We start from the raw sequence: 19,731 nt of genomic DNA, 5'->3' as shown, positions 1-19,731 counted from the left end.
CGAGGATATTTTTGGCCAGATGAAGCGGGCGGGCCGGCGTTAACCCAATACTGTAATCAAAAGCACCGCCGCCGCACCGAAAACGGCGCCGATTGCGGCGGTCAGAAGTGACGCCACGATTCCGTTGCCTTTGGTTTCTTCCTGCTGGGTCTGCGCAATCAGCGCGTTTTCAACCAATCCAGGCAGGCGTGGGCCAAACCGGGCCAGAACCATTGCTGTCTTGCCGAAGTCCCGCATAACAGCGCGCGGGCCGATTGACTGTTTGATGTAATCTTCAACCACGGGACGCGCGACCTCCCAGATGTTCATGTGGGGGTCCAGTGACCGCGCGACGCCTTCGACCACAACCATGGTGCGTTGCAGCAGGATCAGTTCCGTCCGGGTTTCCATCCCGAACCGTTCGGTTACTTCGAACAGGTAGCTCAGCAAACGCCCCATGGAGATATGGGTAGCGTCCATACCGAAGATCGGCTCTCCGACCGCGCGTAGGGCCCGGGCGAACTCGTCGACGTCCTGATTGGCGGGGACATAGCCCGCCTCGAAATGCACTTCGGCCACGCGCTTGTAGTCGCGACGGATGAAGCCGAACAGGATCTCGGCATAGACCCGGCGGGTGTATTCGTCGATATGGCCCATGATGCCATAGTCATAGGCAATGATGTCGCCGTTTGCCGCGACTTTCAGGTTTCCCTGATGCATGTCGGCATGAAAGTAGCCGTCGCGCAGGGCGTGCAGCAAAAACAGGCGCAAGACCCGCTGGGCCAGATCGTTGCGGTTATGATCCGCGGCATCCAGAGCCTCGTTGTCGCCAAGCGGGATTCCATCTGCCCAGCTGAGCGTCATCACCCGGCGTGCGGACAACGACCAAACCACGGGCGGCAGCCAGAAGCCCGCATCGTCTTTGGTGTTGGCGGCGTATTCCGAAGCAGCCGCGCTTTCCAGACGCAGGTCTAGTTCGCCGCGTACGATTCCGTCGAAATGCTCGATGACCTCCATCGGGCGCAACCGGCGCGCGCCGGGGGCAAAGAGATCAACAATGCGGGCGGCAAAATAGAAAGCTTCGACATCCTTTTTGAAGGCGCGTTCGATGCCGGGGCGAAGGACCTTGACGGCGACGTCTTCGCCCGTGCTGGTCAGTTTGGCCTTGTGAACCTGTGCGATCGAAGCGGCGGCAATCGGATCACTGAATTCACTGAAGATTTCGGCCACCGGCTGCCCCAGTTCCTTTTCCACTTCGGCCATTGCTGCTGAGCGGGAAAAAGGGGGGAGTTTGTCCTGTAACACACGCAGCTGGCTTGCCAGTTCGTTGCCTACAACATCCGGGCGGGTCGATAGCACCTGGCCAAACTTGATGTAGGCCGGACCCAGCGCGGTCAGGGCACGCGTCGCCGGCGGCATCTTGGGATCGCCTTTGTAACCCAGCCATTGGAAGGGTTTGCCCAACGTATGCGCCAGGATGCGCACGGCACGCGGGGCTTCAAACGCATCCAGCACGACATTCATGGCACCCGTGCGCTCTAAGGTGGCGCCTGTGCGGATCAGGCGGATGATATTATGAGGGCCGCGCATAGGTCAGATCTTCCATCCGGAATGCAGCGCCGCGATGCCCATGCTCAGGTTGCGGTATTTGGCATTCTCGAATCCCGCTGCGCGGACCATGTTCAAAAAGGTTTCCTGATCCGGGAATTTGCGGATCGATTCGACCAGGTACTGATAGCTGTCGTAGTCATTGGCGATCAGCTTCCCCATGCGCGGGATGACGTTGAAGCTGTAGAGATCATAGAGCTTTTGCAGCCCGTCATTGGGCAACTGGCTGAACTCCAGCACCATCAGGCGGCCACCGGGTTTGAGAACACGGAACGCTTCGTTCAACGCCTCTTGCGGGCGGGTGACGTTCCGGATTCCGAACGAGATGGTGTAGACGTCAAACGTGTTGTCCTCGAAAGGCAGTGCCATGGCATCACCGACCACCCAGTTGAGGCTGTTCGACATCTGGTCGGCTTCGGCGCGCTGGCGGCCTTCGATCAGCATCGGTTCGGTCAGATCCAGAACGGTGGCGTGGCCGTGGCCCGCGCGTTGTAGGAAGCGAAAAGAAATATCGCCCGTGCCGCCCGCCACATCCAACAGCCGCTGACCAGGGCGCGGAGCCAGCCAGTCCATCATCGCGTCTTTCCAGACACGGTGGATGCCCATCGACATGACGTCGTTCATCACATCGTATTTCGAGGCGACCGAGTTGAACACGCCCTGTACGCGCCCGGCTTTTTCAGCCTCGCGCACGGTTTCGAACCCGAAATGTGTGGTCTTGTCGCTGTTGTCGGACATTTGCCTTGCCGTTTGTCGAATTTCGCCTCTGTTATAGGGCTCTGGAACCGGGGCACAATGCGGCCCTTTGGATTAGGAGCCGTGTAATGCCGGAATTGCCCGAGGTCGAGACAGTAAGACGCGGCCTGACCCCTGCAATGGAGGGGGTGATGATCGAAAAGGCGGATGTGAACCGACCGGATCTGCGCTGGCCGTTTCCGGAACGCATGGCCGAGCGACTGACGGGCCAGCGGGTTGACCGGCTGCGACGGCGGTCCAAATACATTCTGGCCGATCTCGGCAGCGGCGAGACGCTTTTGATCCATCTGGGCATGTCCGGGCGGATGACCGTCTCGGGCGATCCGCTTGGGCAGTTCGTGCACGAGCATCCGATGCCGGCAAAACACGATCACGTCGTGTTTCACATGGCCAATGGCGCGCGGGTGACCTTCAACGACCCGCGCCGGTTCGGGGCAATGGATCTGCTGCCGACGGCCACGGCTGAGGAACACAAACTTCTGTCGGTTCTGGGGCCGGAACCCCTGGGCAATGATTTTCACGAGCAACACTTGGTCGATGCGTTTCGCGGAAAGAACACACCGGTCAAATCTGCATTGCTGGATCAGGGAATCGTTGCCGGGCTCGGCAATATTTACGTCTGCGAGGCGCTTTATCGTACCGGGGTGTCGCCACGTCGCAGGGCCGGGCAAATTTCTGCGGCGCGGGTCGCGGCGCTGGTTCCTGTTATCCGGCAGGTGCTGCAGGAGGCGATTGAGGCGGGTGGATCGTCGCTGCGGGATTTCCGCCAAGCTGATGGAGAACTTGGATATTTTCAGCACAACTTTGATGTCTATGGCCGAGAGGGCGAGCCCTGCCGGACCGAAGGTTGTGACGCCGTGATCAGGAGAATCACCCAGTCCGGTCGCTCATCCTTCTATTGTGCGCAATGCCAAAGATAGCTTGATCCAAGTTTTTCGCGTGGTAAGGAATCGTACTTGAACGGAACAACCGGAAGCTTACATCCCATGGCTTTTGAGACGATCATCGTCGAAATCGAAGACCACGTTGCCCTTATCAAGCTCAACAGACCGGACGCGATGAACGCGCTGAACACCCAGTTGATGGGTGAGCTGTACACCGCGCTGGAAGAGGCAGATGAAAACGACAAGGTGCGCTGCATCGTCATCACCGGCTCGGAAAAGGCCTTTGCCGCGGGCGCGGATATCAAAGAGATGTCCGAGATGAGCTTTGTCGATGTCTACAGTCAGAACCTGTTTGGCGAAGCGAATGATCGCGTCTCGGCTATTCGTAAACCGATCATTGCTGCGGTGGCAGGATATGCGTTGGGTGGCGGCTGTGAACTGGCGATGCTGTGCGATTTCATCATTGCCGCTGATACTGCCAAGTTCGGCCAGCCCGAGATCAATTTGGGTGTCATCGCCGGTATCGGCGGCACGCAACGCCTGACCCGCTTTGTCGGCAAGTCCAAATCGATGGACATGAACCTGACCGGGCGCTTCATGGATGCGGAAGAGGCCGAGCGTTCGGGGCTGGTCAGCCGTGTTGTTCCGGCAAAAAAGCTGATCGAAGAGGCGATAGGGGCCGCGCAGAAGATCGCAGAGAAATCGCAACTGACGGCGATGGCGGCAAAAGAGGCCGTGAACCGCAGCTATGAGTTGCCGCTGAGCGAGGGAATGCTGTTTGAACGGCGCGTGTTCCACTCGATGTTTGCGACAGAAGACCAGAAAGAGGGCATGGCCGCGTTTCTTGAAAAACGCGCGGCGCAGTTCCGCGACAAGTAAGCGGTGCCCTGACCAGATCGGAACAGGCGGGCCTTTGCCCGCCTTTTTCATACCTGCCTTGCGCATTAAAAGAATCGGCTTGGCAAACCTCGCCAACTTGGATAGTAAGCGCCGCTATACATGCGCGTGCGGCCCGCTCGGCCCGACTCACACTCGTGATTTCTGATCCGGTGCGGATGTTTCCGTGGCGCGCAACCCTAGATAACCGTACCGAACAAAGGTCAGAAACACATGGCTAACTCGCCTCAGGCAAAGAAACGCGCACGTCAGAACGAAAAGCGTTTCGCTGTAAACAAAGCACGCCGTTCGCGCATCCGCACCTATCTGCGCAAAGTTGAAGAAGCAATCGCATCCGGCGACAAGGACGCGGCAACCGCAGCCCTGCGCGCAGCCCAGCCCGAACTGATGCGCGGTGTCACCAAAGGTGTCTTCCACAAGAACACTGCCGCCCGCAAGATGTCGCGCCTGTCGTCGCGCGTAAAAGCACTGGGCTGACGCCGGTGCCTGACCTAGCGTCAGGTAAACAAGGCTGATCCATTTCAGAAGGCGTCGCAATGTGCGGCGCCTTTTTGCTGTTGCCGATATATCGCGCCTTCACAAAACCGAGAGATTCTTTCCGCCGGATTCCTGAGTCAATATCAGAGATTCATTGCCGCCGGCCGTTCGGTCTTGTTACCACTGTTCCAGCGATTCACTCGCTTGGGGGGACAGGCTGTCCTGGCGATCGGACTGACGGGCATCAGGAAGATCCATGGACGAATGTCGGCGACCGGTCTGGCCGGTTTGGCGATCTGCTTCGGGTTTCGGGAAACCGAGGTGCTCGGTCCTGTCTAAAATTGGAAGGTGATGCGTAACCTGGTTTTCGGGCGCGCTCCGGCTGTTGGAGCGTAGCAGTATCAGCGATGCGCAGAAAAAGAAAATCTTACCGCCGTTCTATTTGGTTCGGCGCAAGGGTGCCTTTTGCGTGAGTGAACGCCCAGAAGACCGGGTGATCCGGACAAATTCAAAAAAGGCCTGAAGGCCTATAAAGAATGGGATGCGTGAGGCGCTGAATGACACAAGAGAAATGGGGACTGCTGCGTAACAAGTTGCTGAAGGTTGTTGGCCGGAACAACTACACCACCTGGATCGAACCTCTTGAATTTCAGGAGTTGGAGGACGGTGTAGCGGTGTTTTCGGTGCCGACGAATTTCATGGGCAACTACGTGAGTCAGAATTTTGCGGATCTCATTCTCTATGAACTGAACACCTCCGGTGAACCGGTAGAGCGTCTGGCCTTTCGCGTCGCGGCCAACTCGCCCGCGCGGCCGGCAGTGGAACCCGTAACGGCAGCGCGGGAAGTGGCGGAACCCAAAAGGGTCGAACCATCTTATCAGGATGATGGCAATGGTGCCCTGGATTCGCTGCAGGCGGCACCGTTGGATGCCCGCTTCACGTTTGACAGCTTTGTGGTCGGCAAGCCCAACGAACTGGCCCATGCTGCGGCGCGCCGGGTTGCAGAAGGCGGGCCGGTTACTTTCAATCCGCTGGTCCTTTATGGCGGTGTCGGGCTGGGTAAAACGCACCTGATGCACGCTATCGCCTGGGAGCTAAAAACCAAGCGCCCTGAGTTGAATGTGCTCTATCTGTCGGCCGAACAGTTCATGTACCGCTTTGTACAGGCTCTGCGCGAGCGCCGGATGATGGATTTCAAACATCTTTTCCGGTCGGTTGATGTTCTGATGGTCGATGATGTCCAGTTCATCGCGGGCAAGGATTCAACTCAGGAAGAGTTCTTTCACACTTTCAACGCCTTGGTGGATCAGAATAAGCAGATCATCATCTCGGCCGACCGCGCCCCGGGTGAAATCAAGGATCTGGAGGATCGAGTGAAGTCGCGCCTGCAATGCGGATTGGTGGTGGACCTGCACCCCACCGACTACGAATTGCGCCTTGGCATCCTGCAGAACAAGGTTCAGCAGTACAGCAGCACATATCCGGATCTGACCATCGCGGACGGGGTTCTGGAATTCCTCGCACACCGCATCTCAACCAATGTGCGCGTGCTTGAAGGGGCTTTGACGCGTCTCTTTGCGTTTGCCTCGCTGGTTGGGCGCGAGATCGATATGGAACTGACTCAGGATTGTCTGGCCGACGTCCTGCGCGCGTCCGAGCGTAAGATCACCGTTGAAGAGATTCAGAGGAAAGTCTCGGACTACTACAACATCCGCCTGTCCGACATCATCGGTCCGAAGCGCCTGCGTTCATACGCGCGTCCGCGTCAGGTTGCGATGTATCTGTGCAAGCAGCTGACCAGCCGCTCGTTGCCCGAGATCGGCCGCCGCTTTGGCGGGCGTGACCACACCACGGTCATGCATGGCGTCAAGCGGATCGAAGAGTTGAAGCTGACCGACGGTCAGATCGCGGAAGACGTTGAAATGCTGCGGCGGTCTCTGGAAGCCTGATTTCAACCCAAGCCCTTCATCAACGCCCCGGTTCACCAGGTCCGGGGCGTAATCATGTGCGCTATTGTCCACGCCTGGCCTGGAACTGTGCTTTGGAAACCACGCGGCCCTTGACGTGTTGGGCAATCCGACCCAGAAAACCATAAAAAATCCTTGTGCCTCAGGGTGGAACCGCTAACGTGCCAGTCCCGCCCATGTCGGCACGCAAGTCAGAGGAATTGAGGGTATGAAGATCAGCATCGAACGCGGCACCCTTCTCAAGGCCGTTTCGCAGGCCCAATCCGTTGTGGAACGCCGCAACACAATTCCGATCCTGGCCAATGTACTGATCGAGGCTGAAGGCAACCAAGTGCAGTTCCGCGCCACCGATCTGGATATCGAAGTGGTGGACAAGGCCCCTGCGCAGGTTGAAAAAGCCGGGGCGACCACGGTGGCGGCAACGACCCTGCACGAGATCGTGCGCAAGCTGCCCGACGGCGCGCTGGTCACGCTGACGGCTGACAGTGCTGCGGGTCGCCTGACGGTTGAGGCCGGGAGATCCAACTTCTCGCTGGCGACATTGCCGAAAGAAGATTTTCCGGTGATGGCTTCTTCGGAGTACCAGTCGAATTTCACAGCCTCCGCAGCGTTGCTGCGCCGGTTGTTCGACAAGTCCAAATTCGCCATTTCGACTGAAGAAACCCGGTACTACCTGAACGGTGTTTACATGCATGTGGCGGATGGGTCCGAGGGCGGCAAGGTTCTGCGCTGCGTGGCCACCGATGGACACAGGTTGGCGCGCATTGACGCCGACCTGCCGGATGGGGCGGCGGGTATGCCGGGCGTCATCGTGCCGCGCAAGACCGTGGGCGAATTGCGCAAGCTGCTGGACGATGACGAGATGGATATCGCCGTCTCGGTCAGTGAAACCAAGGTGCGGTTCGCAACGCCGGATATCACGCTGACCTCAAAAGTGATCGATGGCACGTTCCCCGACTACACCCGTGTCATTCCGCAGGGGAACACTCGCAAGTTGGAAGTCGACGCTGCCGAATTCGCGCAGGCCGTGGACCGTGTTGCAACCGTTTCATCAGAGCGGTCGCGGGCGGTAAAGCTGCAGCTGGATGCGGACAAGCTGGTCCTGTCGGTGAACGCGCCGGATAGCGGTGCGGCCGAGGAAGAACTGGCCGTAGCCTATGGCGACGAGCGGCTGGAGATCGGGTTCAACGCGAAGTACCTGCTGGAGATCGCTTCTCAGGTGGATCGCGAGAATGCGGTGTTCATGTTCAATTCGGCTGGAGACCCGACGCTGATGCGTGAAGGCAATGACCAGAGCGCGGTCTACGTTGTCATGCCGATGCGTGTCTGATCGCGCTGGCGCGCGATGCCTCCGGCGGGAGTATTTTGAAAAAATGAAGGGAGGGGTCGTGGCTTTGGCCCTGACCGAACTTACGGTCTCGCATTTCCGGTCCCACAAACTGGCGCGTTTGTCTTTGGATGGGCGGCCCGTGGCGATCCATGGACCGAACGGGGCCGGCAAGACCAATATCCTAGAAGCGGTTTCACTGTTTTCGCCGGGTCGTGGAATGCGACGGGCGAGCGCGGCAGAGATGACGCGGCGACCCGAGGCGCTGGGCTGGAAGCTGTCCGGGCTGTTGCAGGCGCAGGGACAGCGATACGAGATTGAGACCTGGTCGGAAGGTGGTGCGGCGCGGCAGGTTCGGATTGACGACAAGGCCGCCAGTCAGATCGATCTGGGCAAGCTGGCTCGGGTGGTCTGGCTGATTCCGTCGATGGATCGGTTGTGGATCGAGGGCGCCGAAGGGCGGCGCCGGTTCTTGGACCGGATCGCGCTGAGTTTCGACCCAAGCCATGCCGAGGCATCGTTGATCTACGAAAAATCCATGCGGGAACGGAATCGCTTGCTGAAGGAGCAGGCGAGGGATGCCCATTGGTATGCCGCCCTGGAAGGTCAGATGGCGGAGATGGGGCACCGGATAAATGTGGCCCGGTTATCGGCGCTGGACCATCTGCGGGCAGCGCAGGATCAGGCAGAAACGGCATTTCCGTCTGCTGAACTGGAGCTGGTGCAGACCGAAGGGACGATGCCCGGGACGGCGGAAGACTTGCGTTACGCATTGAATGAAAGCCGCTTTCGCGATTTGGCGGCGGGGCGGACTTTGGTTGGGCCGCATCGGTCGGATCTGTATGGGGCGTATGCGGCCAAGGGCGTGCCTGCCAGGGATTGTTCAACCGGCGAGCAGAAGGCGCTTTTGGTTTCGCTGATCCTGTCCAACGCGCGGGCTTTGGCCGGGATGGTGGGTGCGCCGCCGATCGTGTTGCTGGATGAAGTTGCCGCCCATCTGGATGCCACCCGACGGGCCGCGCTTTATGATGAGATCTGCGCGCTTGGTGCTCAGGCCTGGATGACGGGCACCGGGCCTGAGTTGTTTGCGGAATTGGGTGAGAGGGCCCAGACGCTGGTTGTCACGGAAGGCGACGAAGGCTCGGTCGTGACGCCTTAGGCGGGTTCGCTGACCTTGCGTTCCCAAAGGAAGCTGCGCATGACTTCATCCACAGGTGTTTTAGCCATGTGATTGACGTAGTTCGACATGGTCTTCTGAGCCAGACCCAGTACCACGTCCAGAACAGCACGGTGTGAGTAGCCAGCATCAAAGAAGGTTTGCAATTGCGCCTCGGTGACGTTGCCGCGGGTTTGCATCATTTGCAGGGTAAAGGTGCGCAGTGCTTCGAGTTTGGCATTGGGCAGCGGGGTTTCGTTGCGAAGCGCTTCGGTGATCTCATCCGAAACCTTCATCATCTTCGCGATGCCGGTATGAGCGGGCACACAGTAGTGGCACTCATTTTCAACATTGATGGTCTGCCAGACGACGGTTTTCTCGTCATTGTCGAAATCGGTCTGCATGAACAGGCCGTGCAGGACCTGATAACCTTCCAGATGCTGGGGGCTTTCAGCCATCACCTTGTGCAGGCCGGGCAAGCGGCCAAACGCGGCCTGGGATTTCTCGAGAAGCGGTTTGGATCCTTCTGGTGCGGATTCGAGGTCGTGGGAGGGGAAGTTGGCCATGTCGGAACTCCTGTTTTCTGGCGACTGAGTCCGAAATAGTCTTTCTTGAGTGATCACTCAAGTATATATTTGAGCGAGCGTTCAAGAATAGGTGAAGAAGATGCCCCGCAAACCCGCATATGACCGAGACGCTCTGATCGCGAAGGCCAGGGATATTTTTTGGCGTCAGGGCTGGGCCGGGACGTCGCTGAAGGATCTGGAACGCGAGTTGGGCCTCAAACCGGGCAGTTTTTATGCGGCATTTGGGTCCAAGGATGCGCTTTATGCGCTGACGTTGGAACGGTACGCGCAGGATGGTGTGGCGCGCCTTATGGCGCTGGCCGAGGAATTAGGGCCGCTTGAAGCATTGAAGGCGCAGCCACGGATCGTGATCGATTCTGCCCAGATGCCTGCAAGGGCCTGCATGTTGGCCAAAACCTACGCCGAGTTGCAGTCGAAGGATCACGAACTGGCCGAAAAGGCGAGCCGTCATATGGCGGATATGAAAGTGTGTTTTGCAACGCTGTTTCGCCGCGCGCAGGAGGCCGGAGAAATCGGCGCGGATAGTGATCCGGACCGTCTTGCGGCGCGGTATCAATCCGACCTGTTGGGGCTGCGTTTGTCGGCCGAGCGCAGCGATGTGAATGCCCTGGAAATCGCGGCGGATATCGCGGCGGATATCGACCGGCTTTGATCTGCTGAAAAAACCAAGTTCCGCCACAAAATGTGGGGGGATCGCGTGACATTCCCCACCAGAAAACGTATAAGTTACCAAAATAATATAGGTACTAACGGCATGTCCGAAGACGCACAGGCATCACAAGAATACGGCGCGGATTCTATTAAGGTTCTCAAGGGCTTAGAGGCCGTCCGCAAGCGCCCTGGCATGTATATCGGTGATACCGATGATGGCTCGGGTCTGCACCACATGGTGTACGAAGTTGTCGATAATGGAATTGACGAAGCTCTGGCCGGTCATGCCGACCATGTGACCGTAAAAATTCACGCCGATTCCAGCGTTTCGGTCAGCGATAACGGGCGCGGGATTCCGGTCGATATCCACCCCGAAGAAGGCGTGTCTGCCGCCGAGGTCATCATGACCCAGTTGCACGCGGGCGGTAAGTTCGACAGCAACTCGTACAAGGTGTCGGGCGGTCTGCACGGCGTGGGCGTATCGGTGGTGAACGCGTTGTCGGACTGGCTGGAGCTGCGGGTCTGGCGCAACGGAAAAGAACATGTTGCCCGGTTTGAAGGGGGCGAGACATCCGAGCATCTGAAGGTCGTGGCCGAGTGTGGTGGCCGCACCGGGACAGAGGTGCGGTTCCTGGCTTCGACCAATACGTTTTCGAACCTGGAGTATTCCTTCGAGACGCTGGAAAAGCGCCTGCGCGAACTGGCCTTCCTGAACTCGGGCGTGCGGATCATCCTGATCGACGAACGTCCGGCGGAGCGGCTTGAGACCGAACTGTTCTATGAGGGCGGCGTAAAAGAATTCGTCAAATACCTGGACCGTTCGAAAACTGCTGCGATGCCCGAGCCAATCTATATCAAGGGCGAGCGCGATGATATCGGTGTCGAAATCGCAATGTGGTGGAATGACAGTTACCACGAGACGGTTCTGCCCTTCACCAACAACATCCCGCAGCGCGATGGCGGGACACATGTGGCCGGATTCCGGGGCGCGCTGACCCGGACGATCAACAACTACGCGCAGTCCAGCGGAATCGCCAAGAAGGAAAAGGTCAGCTTTACCGGCGACGACGCGCGCGAAGGCCTGACCTGTGTGTTGTCGGTGAAAGTCCCCGATCCGAAGTTCTCGTCCCAGACCAAGGACAAGCTGGTCAGCTCCGAAGTACGCCCGGCGGTCGAAAGTCTGATGAACGAAAAGCTGGCCGAGTGGTTCGAAGAAAACCCGAACGAGGCCAAGACCATCGTAGGCAAGATCATCGAGGCTGCTCTGGCGCGCGAGGCTGCTCGCAAGGCCCGCGAACTGACCCGTCGCAAGACGGCGATGGACGTGAACTATCTGGCGGGCAAGCTAAAGGATTGCTCCGAGAAAGATCCGTCCAAGACCGAAGTCTTCCTCGTCGAGGGGGACTCGGCTGGCGGTTCTGCGCAGACGGGCCGGGATCGTCTGACTCAGGCCGTTCTGCCCTTGCGTGGGAAGATCCTGAACGTCGAGCGTGCCCGGTTCGACCGGATGCTGTCTTCTCAGGAAATCGGCAACCTCGTCATGGCCCTGGGTACCGGCATTGGTCGGGATGAGTTCAATATCGAAAAGCTGCGCTACCACAAGATCGTCATCATGACCGATGCCGACGTGGACGGCGCGCATATCCGAACCCTGCTGCTGACCTTCTTCTATCGGCAGATGCCGGAGCTGATCGAGGGCGGGTATCTCTATATCGCGCAGCCGCCGCTATACAAGGTTTCGCGTGGTAAGTCAGAAGTTTACCTGAAGGATCAGGCCGCGCTGGACGATTATCTGATCAATCAAGGGGTTGAGGGCGCGGTGCTGAAACTCGGTTCGGGGGAAGAAATCACCGGCCAGGATCTGACCCGCGTGGTCGATGAAGCACGGCAGTTGAAACGTGTACTGGATGCGTTCCCGACCCACTACCCGCGCCATATACTGGAACAAGCTGCCGTTGCCGGGGCCTTTGTGCCGGGCGCGGTTGATGCCGACCTGCAAGGCGTGGCCGACAAGGTCGCCGCCCGTCTGGACCTGATCGCGCTTGAATATGAACGCGGGTGGCAGGGCCGGATCACGCAGGACCACGGCATTCGGCTGGCCCGCATCCTGCGCGGTGTCGAAGAAGTGCGCACGCTGGATGGCCCCATGCTGCGCTCGGGTGAGGCGCGCAAGACGGGCAGTTTCACGCAAAGCCTGCAAGAGGTTTACAACACCCCTGCGACCCTGATCCGCCGGGACCGTATGCAATCGATTCACGGTCCACTGGACCTGCTGCGCGCAATTCTGGAAGAAGGCGAAAAGGGCCTGTCGCTGCAACGGTACAAAGGTTTGGGTGAAATGAACCCCGACCAGCTTTGGGAAACAACGCTGGACCCCGACGCACGCACACTGTTGCAGGTGCGGGTGGATGATATGGTCGAGGCGGATGATCTGTTTACCAAACTGATGGGCGACGTGGTCGAACCGCGGCGGGAGTTCATCCAGAAAAACGCGCTGAGTGTTGAGAACTTGGATTTCTAGTTAGGTGTAGGGACGCGCACAAACCTTCATGCACCCCATAAGTTTGCAAGATTTGCCCATAAGTTTGCATTGTTTCGCGATAATAGTGCAGAGAAGAGCAGGTAAATCGCCTTATGCGGGTGCTAAAGGATAGATTTCAGTTTCTCAAGGATTGAACACCTGATCGCGATGCCAGATCAGGTTTTCCTTGTGCCCAGCAGTTAGACCAGAGATCCGCTTGGAATGTCCGGACAACGAGCTCATTGCCGGCGCGGACAGTTTACTCGAAAACCAAGGTGTCCCGTCGTCCTTAAAAGTCACCAGACCCTTGTCGAATGCTGCGTCCCATAATGCTGACAGCAAAATTCCGTTGTGGACGTCCAACCGCTCAGCATCAGTTTCGCAGTCTTTCCACGGCTTAATGTGTGAGGCTCTAAGGAGTTCAGTGTCAGAAATGTCCGAAATCGGGCACCGACCCTGCCAATAAGAGATCAATCGATTTCTGAAAATATCCTGACCAATGCGCTGCTTGACCAACCGCTCTGCCTCGGTTTTCTCCGGCAAACCATCGGTTGCAGCCTGAAATTCCTCCAGAGGGCCGTCTGGCAGGCTCACGGACAGCTCGTAGATGCGGGTTAGCACAGGATACAACTCGGACATCTGTGCGGCGCTGTAGGCGGCGATACCGGGGTGTGTGACGTGAGCCTTTGGAGATGGAAGCTCGGCGACAACGCCCGGGTGGTCGATTGCGACATACCAGGATCCGTTTTCACTGTCTGACGCTAGAAAAATCGTTCCTCTCGCCGTTGTCGATCCGAAAGCTGCCCATCCATTTTCTTGGCCGAGTTTCTTGCGGAAGCCGTTCTGCCACGCCGCTTGTTCGCTGGCGGAATAAGTTACAAAAGATTGGGGAGACTCAATTGCCATAGCTACACTTCACCAGTAACGCCGTGGAGGGTGGCGCTGCAACAATCCGGCCAATTCGCGGTACTCGCGCAGAAACCACTCGCGGTCTTCTTCCCAATCTGCGACAGCAAACCTTTGGTTGTTTCGACCGCGCCGCAAGTCTGCTAGCATCTTTAAATGCCTCTCGATTGATCGGAACCGCTGGTATGTCGCGGGTGCGCCCCATCCCTGGTATTTAGGATCAAGGTCTGATGGGATCTCGATCCGGAAACAGACATCCAGCCGCATTTGCCTTTCACGACTGGCGAGGCCACGGGTCTTTCCAACCCTGTATCCGACATAGGCCAAGGGCGAGCGGTCTTCACCGACGAAGGAGCCATCCAGAAAGGCGCGCATATCTCGCTTGATATCCGGGGGAATTGGCCGCTCTACCAGCGCATCATGTTCCTTCTGTGCCCTGTCGCGTTCTGCACGGGCGCGGGCTTCCGCCTCGGCCTTTTTGCGTCGCGCTTCTTCCTCGCGTCGTTCCCGTTCGGCCTTCCTTGCAACAAAGAACCGTAGGATCGGTGAACGGCCTGGCACGTTGCGCTGCCCGATGAAGCGTCCAGCGCGCTCAAACGAGATATTGGTGTCCCAACCTACTAGCCGCACCCCACGGAGGATTAGCGCCAGTAAGAGCCAGAGCAAAATGACCAGCAAAGCGAGGACGAACAAAGCGGCCAGCAAGAATTCCATCCTCTACATCCCCATCGCGCTGAAATCGCCGTTGGCCTCCATCCGATCCCACGCCTCTAGGACGAGGCGGCGGGTGCGGTATTCGCCGTGTTGGCGGAATTCCCTCTCCTTGAGGACGCGGAAGGTTTCCGAGGGGTAGTCAGGGCCCTTCACATCGGCGGGGTCGAGGATGTAGCGCAGTTCATCGCGGGTAAGGCCGTAGGCACGGGCGTAGAAGGCATCGAGCTCGGCGCGGAGAAGTGCGCGCCGGTCCTCATCCCAGTCGAAGGGTGGGCCGTCATAGCCCAGATCACGGGCGAAGGGGGCTAGACTGTGCGAGGTGTAGGAAAGCTCAAGGACCTTGGGGACAACGAGATTAAGTCGGGCTTGGTTGTAGAAACCTTTCGAAACGACCGGGAACTGCGCAATTGTTCCTTTCCTGATATGCGCTCCTCCAACCTTAGACTGGGCCGCATAGTCAAGGACTAGAGAGTTTAGATTAGCTAGCAGGGCGGCGGAGAAGCTCGCATCATCAAGAGAAGGAAGCATCAGTGATAGGGTGTCATCAGTCGCAGAAACTGGAATCACACTCGCAATTACAGTTCGTTGACTTGCTGAGTTGGTAATATCGCGCCAACCCATTAACCATCCCTTTGTCCATCCTTTTTGGGCCAAGCGCTGATGCACTTCTTTTGCTGGGACAAATCTCCCATCTCCGCGCCATTCAACATCCGCTGAACGGTCATTTAGCTCATGACCAAAACGATGGTCATATTGATAGATGTCTGCTCCCCTCAGAACAGGCAAAAGATCACCTCGGGGACCCTGCTTATAGAATTCCTCGAAAAACTGTGAGTCTGTCTTGTTCGAGCCAGAAAAGAAGTTGAGAATTACAGTCGGTGAGTAGCTTGAGACTTCGCCTTCTGGTGCGATGCTGATGAACCCCCGCAGCTTTAGGTAGTTCCGGATGATGCTTAGACTTGCTGCGCCACGATTGAAGCATGTCAATTACGTAGTTGATGCCTGCCCCGACCTTCGTTTCCACGTCGATCTCTCCAGCTTTATCTGGGGAAAATACCCTTAAAGCTTTTTCTAAGATAATCTTGTCGGTGTCGCCCTCCACAAATATCTTGCGGCGGTTGGCCAAAGCCAGTTGTTCGACCTCAGAACGGGCGTGTTCTTGGCGCCGCACCCTGTCTTCCAGCTTGGTAACCATGGGTGCGAAAAGAGCCGTCGTTCCCATCCGGTCATCAAGATCCCCAAGCTCTGTAACCTGTTTAGTGCCGTCTTCTTGCGCTTCTCGGAAGATATGGTGACAGGAAATTCGGGTTTCGGCTTCCGTCTGCCTGCGGTGTAGATTGTAGAAGACCGGTGAATGTGTGGTAAGAAATACTTGGGAGATACCTTCGTCGACAAAATCCCAGAACTGGTCGGCAAGTTCAACGCAGCTGGATAGTTCCAAGTTGTTTTCTGGCTCTTCGTAGCCCCAGATGAACATGTGTGGCTGGGCCCCTCGAACCTGAAGCCCACGTTTCTTATCCGCCATGAACTTGAGTATCAGAGGAATGTGACGAGCCTTAATCCCGTCGCCCCTGGCATCCAGCGAAATATTTTGGCCTTCACTCAGAAAGTCCAGGCTTTCAAACACATGGCTGAGGTCTTTGGGTAGGGCAAGGCGAGACTTGAACCCTAGAGATACCGTGATTTGTTCCGTCAAATCTTGAAGTTGGTCTGAAATCGATTGTTCGAAGTCTTGGCTCGAGCTGCGAAATTCACGGTCGGCCACTTCAGCAATGATGTCATATATACTTGCTCGGAGTTCGGAAAAGTACTCTAAGTCCTTGATCGCGGGTACGTATACGAAATTGATATTTCGCAGTAATGCGTGCGCATTGGATTGTTTCGGGATATCCACTGTTTCAACGGCTTTCCCCCCACGTGGACCTGCAATACGCCGCCGCCCAGAGTATTCGTCGTGAACTAGTCCTTCAGAGCGCCAGCGACGCTCCCAAACCACGTAATCGCCATTCGTAGCGCGATACGCTTCGGGCAATTCTATCTCGAGTTTGATCGAAATTTCTTTGGCCCTTCGGTTGGGCGTATTGAACACGTTGTGATCAACCTCAAAGTCAAGGTCATCAGCTGGCATGGTTCGACCATTAAAGAACAAGTTCAATGCTCTGAGGATATTCGACTTCCCAGAGTCGTTCTTGCCAACCAATACAGCTAGTTTCCCTGGTGAAAGCGACAGGTTGCGGACAGAGCGGAAATTCCGAATGTCTACTTTGGTAATTTGGAAACTCATAATATTCCTGAAGTATCGCGTCAGCTTAGTAGCTAAAGCCTGAAAGTTGCAATGGCAACGCGCAACTTGAAGCTGTTCCACGGTTGGTGAGGATCCCTTCTCAGAAGAGCGGGCTCAAATTTAACATAAGTCGCGATTATGCAGCGTTTTCGCTCTCGTCAGCCAACCACCTGCTGCACCCGAACAACGGTCAGTCGTGAAATCTAGATCAGTTGTAGCGTTGAGCCGAGAACACAAAGTGCTTGTCCGTGCCGTAAGGTCAGCGATGCGCAGGAATCCGGACTTTGCAAAATTCAGCGGACGGCCCAATTCGGACGTGGCCCGATGGGCGTCGTTGCTGCGGTGCGGCCCGCCAAGCCAGCCATTCGCCGCGAGCGCAACGCTAGAAACTAATTCGACGCGAGCACATGACCTTGCCGAAACCACCTGCCAAGAGGCCAGAGATTGTTCCATTGTCGATTTCCAGATCGACTTTTATCAGGCTCGGACTCGCCGGGTTCATAAACACCCCTTGTTCGATTTGAAATGATCGTTGAGATGATACGACAAAGTCGTGCAATACACATGCTAAGGGCCCCGCAGCCATCCCCGTCGCGGCTTCTTCCTCAATCGCGTATCGGGGCGCAAACATGCGGGTTGTAGCGTCTCGGTCGGTCGCCGATGGGTCTCTTGTGAAGACGTAGTAGCCGATCAAATCCAGTCGTTCGCTGATTTGCGTGATTTTGGCAAAATCTGGTTTCACATTGGCAAGACCATCGGCATCAGCGAGGCCGATGACAATGAAACTGTTACCGGTATTGACTAAAACCGGTGGTATTTCCTGATCAAGATGATGTCTGTTGATCCCAAGGGAGTTCAGTACATCGTCGATGCTTACACCTTTTTCCACCCAGTCCTCTGGTATCGCGTATTTTGGGGCCAGCTGTTCCATATAGGCGGCACCCTCTTTCATTAGTATGCGCCTTGGCCCATCAACTGTCTCCTTCGAGGTGTTGGGATTGGGAATCCGGCCCAGCGCGTCAAGGTGAGAGAAGGCGGCAATTGTTGCATGACCGCAATGAGCGATGCGCCTGTTCGGTGTGAAGAAATCCAGTTTGAAGCCCTCTGTCTTGGACTGCGACACAAAGGCCGTTTCGGACAATCCAACCCTTGCCGCGACGGTTTGCATATCCTGTTCGCCCAATTCATCAGCATCCAGGACGACGCCTGCGGGATTTCCACCGGCGCCACCGTCGACAAAGCCGTGTACGATTTCAACCGTTACCTGTCTGACAGTATTTGCTTGCGTATTCATTGGTTTTCTCCATACGTCGGCCGCACCTTTGAGCATGGTGCGGCCAGTTTTACGTCAGTTGCTGGCGGCGGTGATGCGGTTCAGAAAGGCGGTCATTTGCGCCGCAATCTCGGGCCCATATTCTTCCAGCGCGAAGTGACCCGTATCGAGCAGATGAAACTCGAGATCATTCAGATCGCGTTCATAGGGATAGGCGCCTTCGACCGGAAAGATGTGATCATTCTTACCCCACATCAGTAGCGCCGGGGGTTGATGCTTCCGAAACAGCGCTTGCCATTTTGGGTACTCGGCAACATTGGTGCCGTAGTCTAGGAAGAGTTCAAGTTGCACCTCTTGATTACCTTCGCGGTCGAGCAGGTATTGGACATGCCAATAATTGTCGGGACTGATCAGTTCCGGTTTTTTAACGCCGTGGGTGAACTGCCATTTGGTTGCATCCAGAGTGAGGAATCCACGAAGCTGGTCGCCGTTCTCTTGCGATGGCTCGGCCCAATAGGCTTTGATTGGATCCCAGAACTCGCGCAGCCCTTCCTCGTAAGCATTCCCGTTTTGAATGATGAAGCCGGTTACCCGCTCGGGCTGTTCCGCAAACATTCGGAAACCAACCGGGGCACCATAGTCCATCAAATAGACCGAGTACTGTTCGACTCCCTTCCGGTCGAGCAGCGATGTCATCATTTCGGAGATATTCGCGAAGGAATACTCGAAGCCTTCGGCCTTTGGCATCTCCGACGCTCCAAATCCGGGAAAATCGGGTGCGATCACGTGGTAGTGCTTGGCCAGTTCAGGGATAAGGTTGCGGAACATATGTGATGAGGTCGGAAAGCCGTGAAGCAGCAGGACAGTAGGTCTGTTTGGATCTCCTGCTTCACGATAGGCGATAGCGATGTCGCCGATTTCTTCCGTGCGGAAGCTGACAGCCTGCGTAGCTTCAATTCCAGTCTCTGCGGCGATTGCTGGCGCCGGTGTAAATGGCGCAGCAATGGAAAGTGCGAGAATGCTGGCGCTCAGGACGGATTTCAGATTGCGCGACATGGATGTTTCCTTTCTTCAGGTTACGGCGTGCGTGCTTGAACGCGCGGGGCTTGATATCGGTCAGTTTTGCTGACCCAGTGCCTCTTCGAGCCTTGCGTTTCGAGCTTTCAGTGCTTCCAGCTCAGTGCGAAGCGGGACGAGGTAATCTTCAAATTCTTCAAGGGTCAGGCGTTGGGGGATGTGCTGCGGGCAGTTCCAGTCCATCGCCTCAAGCTTGATCACAATCGCCCGCTCAGGATGAGCGCGATAGCCCGGCTCACTCAGGCGTTGCATCAGCGCCGGATCGGCATTGGCATCAATGAGTTTCGCCCGACCCCAGATCTTGAGGCGTCGCTGATTGGGATAATCCATCAGGATCAGCGAGATTCGGTCATTGCCCAGCAGATTCCCAGTGCTGAGATATTGCCGGTTGCCGAGGAAATCGGCGTAGGCAAGTGTCCGTTCATCCAACACTTTCAGAAAACCCGCTGGTCCACCGCGAAATTGTACATAGGGCCAGCCGGTTTCCGAGACTGTTGCCTGATAGAAGCCGTCTCTTTGCCCGATGAACCTGGCCTCGACCGGGCTGATTGAGTCCTCCTGACGCGTGCCGTCCAGAAACTTCGCGTAGCCGTTAGCTGACCCGTTTTTGGCCTGCGTTTCGCGAACGGAGGGCGTGAAGCTGATCTCTGCAAAGGGTCGTGCCATT

18 protein-coding genes are annotated in these 19,731 nt (G+C 56.9%); 8 read left to right on the top strand and 10 right to left on the bottom strand.

Annotated features, from left to right (window positions below):
• Positions 1–39: 39 nt before the first annotated feature.
• Positions 40–1,569 carry a 2-polyprenylphenol 6-hydroxylase gene (ubiB, locus tag AC2FIR_RS11195; RefSeq protein WP_496762366.1) on the bottom strand — a complete coding sequence of 510 codons (1,530 nt, stop codon included), beginning with the start codon at positions 1,567–1,569 and terminating at the stop codon, positions 40–42.
• Positions 1,570–1,572: 3 nt separating this feature from the next.
• Complete coding sequence (gene ubiE / locus AC2FIR_RS11190) at positions 1,573–2,325, bottom strand: bifunctional demethylmenaquinone methyltransferase/2-methoxy-6-polyprenyl-1,4-benzoquinol methylase UbiE (RefSeq protein ID WP_480914979.1); 753 nt, start codon at positions 2,323–2,325, stop codon at positions 1,573–1,575.
• 86 nt (positions 2,326–2,411) lie between these two features.
• Here ubiE and mutM point away from each other — a divergent pair, with 86 nt between their 5' ends.
• The 6 genes from mutM (at position 2,412) to recF (ending at position 9,054) form a co-directional block, all read left to right on the top strand.
• Entirely contained in the window at positions 2,412–3,263 is an 852-nt protein-coding gene (gene mutM / locus AC2FIR_RS11185; RefSeq protein ID WP_480914981.1) for a bifunctional DNA-formamidopyrimidine glycosylase/DNA-(apurinic or apyrimidinic site) lyase, read from the top strand.
• A gap of 66 nt (positions 3,264–3,329) precedes the next feature.
• Positions 3,330–4,106: an acryloyl-CoA hydratase gene (gene acuK, locus AC2FIR_RS11180; protein WP_170681949.1), complete on the top strand. Its 777-nt coding sequence runs from the start codon at positions 3,330–3,332 to the stop codon at positions 4,104–4,106.
• 231 nt (positions 4,107–4,337) lie between these two features.
• Positions 4,338–4,601 (top strand): 30S ribosomal protein S20, encoded by a 264-nt coding sequence (gene rpsT, locus AC2FIR_RS11175; RefSeq protein WP_170575014.1) that lies wholly within the window; start codon positions 4,338–4,340, stop codon positions 4,599–4,601.
• A 557-nt stretch (positions 4,602–5,158) separates the two neighbouring features.
• Entirely contained in the window at positions 5,159–6,550 is a 1,392-nt protein-coding gene (gene dnaA, locus AC2FIR_RS11170; RefSeq protein WP_496746741.1) for a chromosomal replication initiator protein DnaA, read from the top strand.
• A 226-nt stretch (positions 6,551–6,776) separates the two neighbouring features.
• Positions 6,777–7,898 carry a DNA polymerase III subunit beta gene (gene dnaN, locus AC2FIR_RS11165; protein ID WP_170615475.1) on the top strand — a complete coding sequence of 374 codons (1,122 nt, stop codon included), beginning with the start codon at positions 6,777–6,779 and terminating at the stop codon, positions 7,896–7,898.
• 43 nt (positions 7,899–7,941) lie between these two features.
• Positions 7,942–9,054: a DNA replication/repair protein RecF gene (recF, locus tag AC2FIR_RS11160; protein ID WP_170615473.1), complete on the top strand. Its 1,113-nt coding sequence runs from the start codon at positions 7,942–7,944 to the stop codon at positions 9,052–9,054.
• On the opposite strand, the gene AC2FIR_RS11155 is transcribed toward recF, so the two are convergent.
• Positions 9,051–9,617, bottom strand: coding sequence for a carboxymuconolactone decarboxylase family protein (locus tag AC2FIR_RS11155; RefSeq protein WP_170615471.1), 567 nt, complete (start codon positions 9,615–9,617; stop codon positions 9,051–9,053). The genes recF and AC2FIR_RS11155 overlap by 4 nt on opposite strands.
• A gap of 100 nt (positions 9,618–9,717) precedes the next feature.
• Here AC2FIR_RS11155 and AC2FIR_RS11150 point away from each other — a divergent pair, with 100 nt between their 5' ends.
• Both AC2FIR_RS11150 and gyrB read left to right on the top strand, forming a co-directional pair.
• A complete protein-coding gene (locus AC2FIR_RS11150; RefSeq protein WP_480914988.1) occupies positions 9,718–10,290 on the top strand; it encodes a TetR/AcrR family transcriptional regulator in 573 nt (190 codons plus the stop codon).
• A 102-nt stretch (positions 10,291–10,392) separates the two neighbouring features.
• Positions 10,393–12,810, top strand: coding sequence for a DNA topoisomerase (ATP-hydrolyzing) subunit B (gene gyrB / locus AC2FIR_RS11145; protein WP_170615467.1), 2,418 nt, complete (start codon positions 10,393–10,395; stop codon positions 12,808–12,810).
• A 144-nt stretch (positions 12,811–12,954) separates the two neighbouring features.
• On the opposite strand, the gene AC2FIR_RS11140 is transcribed toward gyrB, so the two are convergent.
• The 7 genes from AC2FIR_RS11140 to AC2FIR_RS11110 all read right to left on the bottom strand — a co-directional run bounded on the left by AC2FIR_RS11140 (position 12,955) and on the right by AC2FIR_RS11110 (position 19,730).
• A complete protein-coding gene (locus tag AC2FIR_RS11140) occupies positions 12,955–13,716 on the bottom strand; it encodes an HNH endonuclease (RefSeq protein WP_496762363.1) in 762 nt (253 codons plus the stop codon).
• A 9-nt stretch (positions 13,717–13,725) separates the two neighbouring features.
• On the bottom strand, positions 13,726–14,430 hold the full coding sequence (locus tag AC2FIR_RS11135; RefSeq protein ID WP_496762361.1) for a hypothetical protein: 705 nt from the start codon (positions 14,428–14,430) through the stop codon (positions 13,726–13,728).
• A gap of 3 nt (positions 14,431–14,433) precedes the next feature.
• The gene (locus AC2FIR_RS11130; protein WP_496762359.1) at positions 14,434–15,216 is read right to left on the bottom strand and encodes a hypothetical protein; all 783 of its coding nucleotides are present in this window, start codon (positions 15,214–15,216) and stop codon (positions 14,434–14,436) included.
• 22 nt (positions 15,217–15,238) lie between these two features.
• Entirely contained in the window at positions 15,239–16,795 is a 1,557-nt protein-coding gene (locus AC2FIR_RS11125; RefSeq protein WP_496762357.1) for an ATP-dependent nuclease, read from the bottom strand.
• 301 nt (positions 16,796–17,096) lie between these two features.
• Positions 17,097–18,008, bottom strand: coding sequence for a PhzF family phenazine biosynthesis protein (locus tag AC2FIR_RS11120; protein ID WP_496737885.1), 912 nt, complete (start codon positions 18,006–18,008; stop codon positions 17,097–17,099).
• 54 nt (positions 18,009–18,062) lie between these two features.
• Positions 18,063–19,043, bottom strand: a complete 981-nt coding sequence (locus tag AC2FIR_RS11115; protein WP_281995597.1) for an alpha/beta fold hydrolase — start codon at positions 19,041–19,043, stop codon at positions 18,063–18,065.
• A 60-nt stretch (positions 19,044–19,103) separates the two neighbouring features.
• On the bottom strand, positions 19,104–19,730 hold the full coding sequence (locus AC2FIR_RS11110) for a pyridoxamine 5'-phosphate oxidase family protein (protein WP_281995598.1): 627 nt from the start codon (positions 19,728–19,730) through the stop codon (positions 19,104–19,106).
• Position 19,731: the final 1 nt, after the last annotated feature.

The organism is Ruegeria sp. CDSB136 (genome assembly GCF_059610965.1).
The sequence above is the reverse complement of the archived record's forward strand: the minus strand, read 5'-3'. Positions and strand labels throughout refer to the sequence as shown.

Coding starts and splice junctions, on each gene's coding strand:
- mutM (WP_480914981.1), top strand. CDS start 2,412: ATGCCGGAATTGCCCGAGGTCGAGACAGTAAGACGCGGCCTGACCCCT.
- acuK (WP_170681949.1), top strand. CDS start 3,330: ATGGCTTTTGAGACGATCATCGTCGAAATCGAAGACCACGTTGCCCTT.
- ubiB (WP_496762366.1), bottom strand. CDS start 1,569: ATGCGCGGCCCTCATAATATCATCCGCCTGATCCGCACAGGCGCCACC.
- AC2FIR_RS11135 (WP_496762361.1), bottom strand. CDS start 14,430: ATGGAATTCTTGCTGGCCGCTTTGTTCGTCCTCGCTTTGCTGGTCATT.
- AC2FIR_RS11150 (WP_480914988.1), top strand. CDS start 9,718: ATGCCCCGCAAACCCGCATATGACCGAGACGCTCTGATCGCGAAGGCC.
- AC2FIR_RS11140 (WP_496762363.1), bottom strand. CDS start 13,716: ATGGCAATTGAGTCTCCCCAATCTTTTGTAACTTATTCCGCCAGCGAA.
- dnaA (WP_496746741.1), top strand. CDS start 5,159: ATGACACAAGAGAAATGGGGACTGCTGCGTAACAAGTTGCTGAAGGTT.
- recF (WP_170615473.1), top strand. CDS start 7,942: ATGAAGGGAGGGGTCGTGGCTTTGGCCCTGACCGAACTTACGGTCTCG.
- ubiE (WP_480914979.1), bottom strand. CDS start 2,325: ATGTCCGACAACAGCGACAAGACCACACATTTCGGGTTCGAAACCGTG.
- AC2FIR_RS11120 (WP_496737885.1), bottom strand. CDS start 18,008: ATGAATACGCAAGCAAATACTGTCAGACAGGTAACGGTTGAAATCGTA.
- AC2FIR_RS11155 (WP_170615471.1), bottom strand. CDS start 9,617: ATGGCCAACTTCCCCTCCCACGACCTCGAATCCGCACCAGAAGGATCC.
- gyrB (WP_170615467.1), top strand. CDS start 10,393: ATGTCCGAAGACGCACAGGCATCACAAGAATACGGCGCGGATTCTATT.
- AC2FIR_RS11110 (WP_281995598.1), bottom strand. CDS start 19,730: ATGGCACGACCCTTTGCAGAGATCAGCTTCACGCCCTCCGTTCGCGAA.
- rpsT (WP_170575014.1), top strand. CDS start 4,338: ATGGCTAACTCGCCTCAGGCAAAGAAACGCGCACGTCAGAACGAAAAG.
- AC2FIR_RS11115 (WP_281995597.1), bottom strand. CDS start 19,043: ATGTCGCGCAATCTGAAATCCGTCCTGAGCGCCAGCATTCTCGCACTT.
- dnaN (WP_170615475.1), top strand. CDS start 6,777: ATGAAGATCAGCATCGAACGCGGCACCCTTCTCAAGGCCGTTTCGCAG.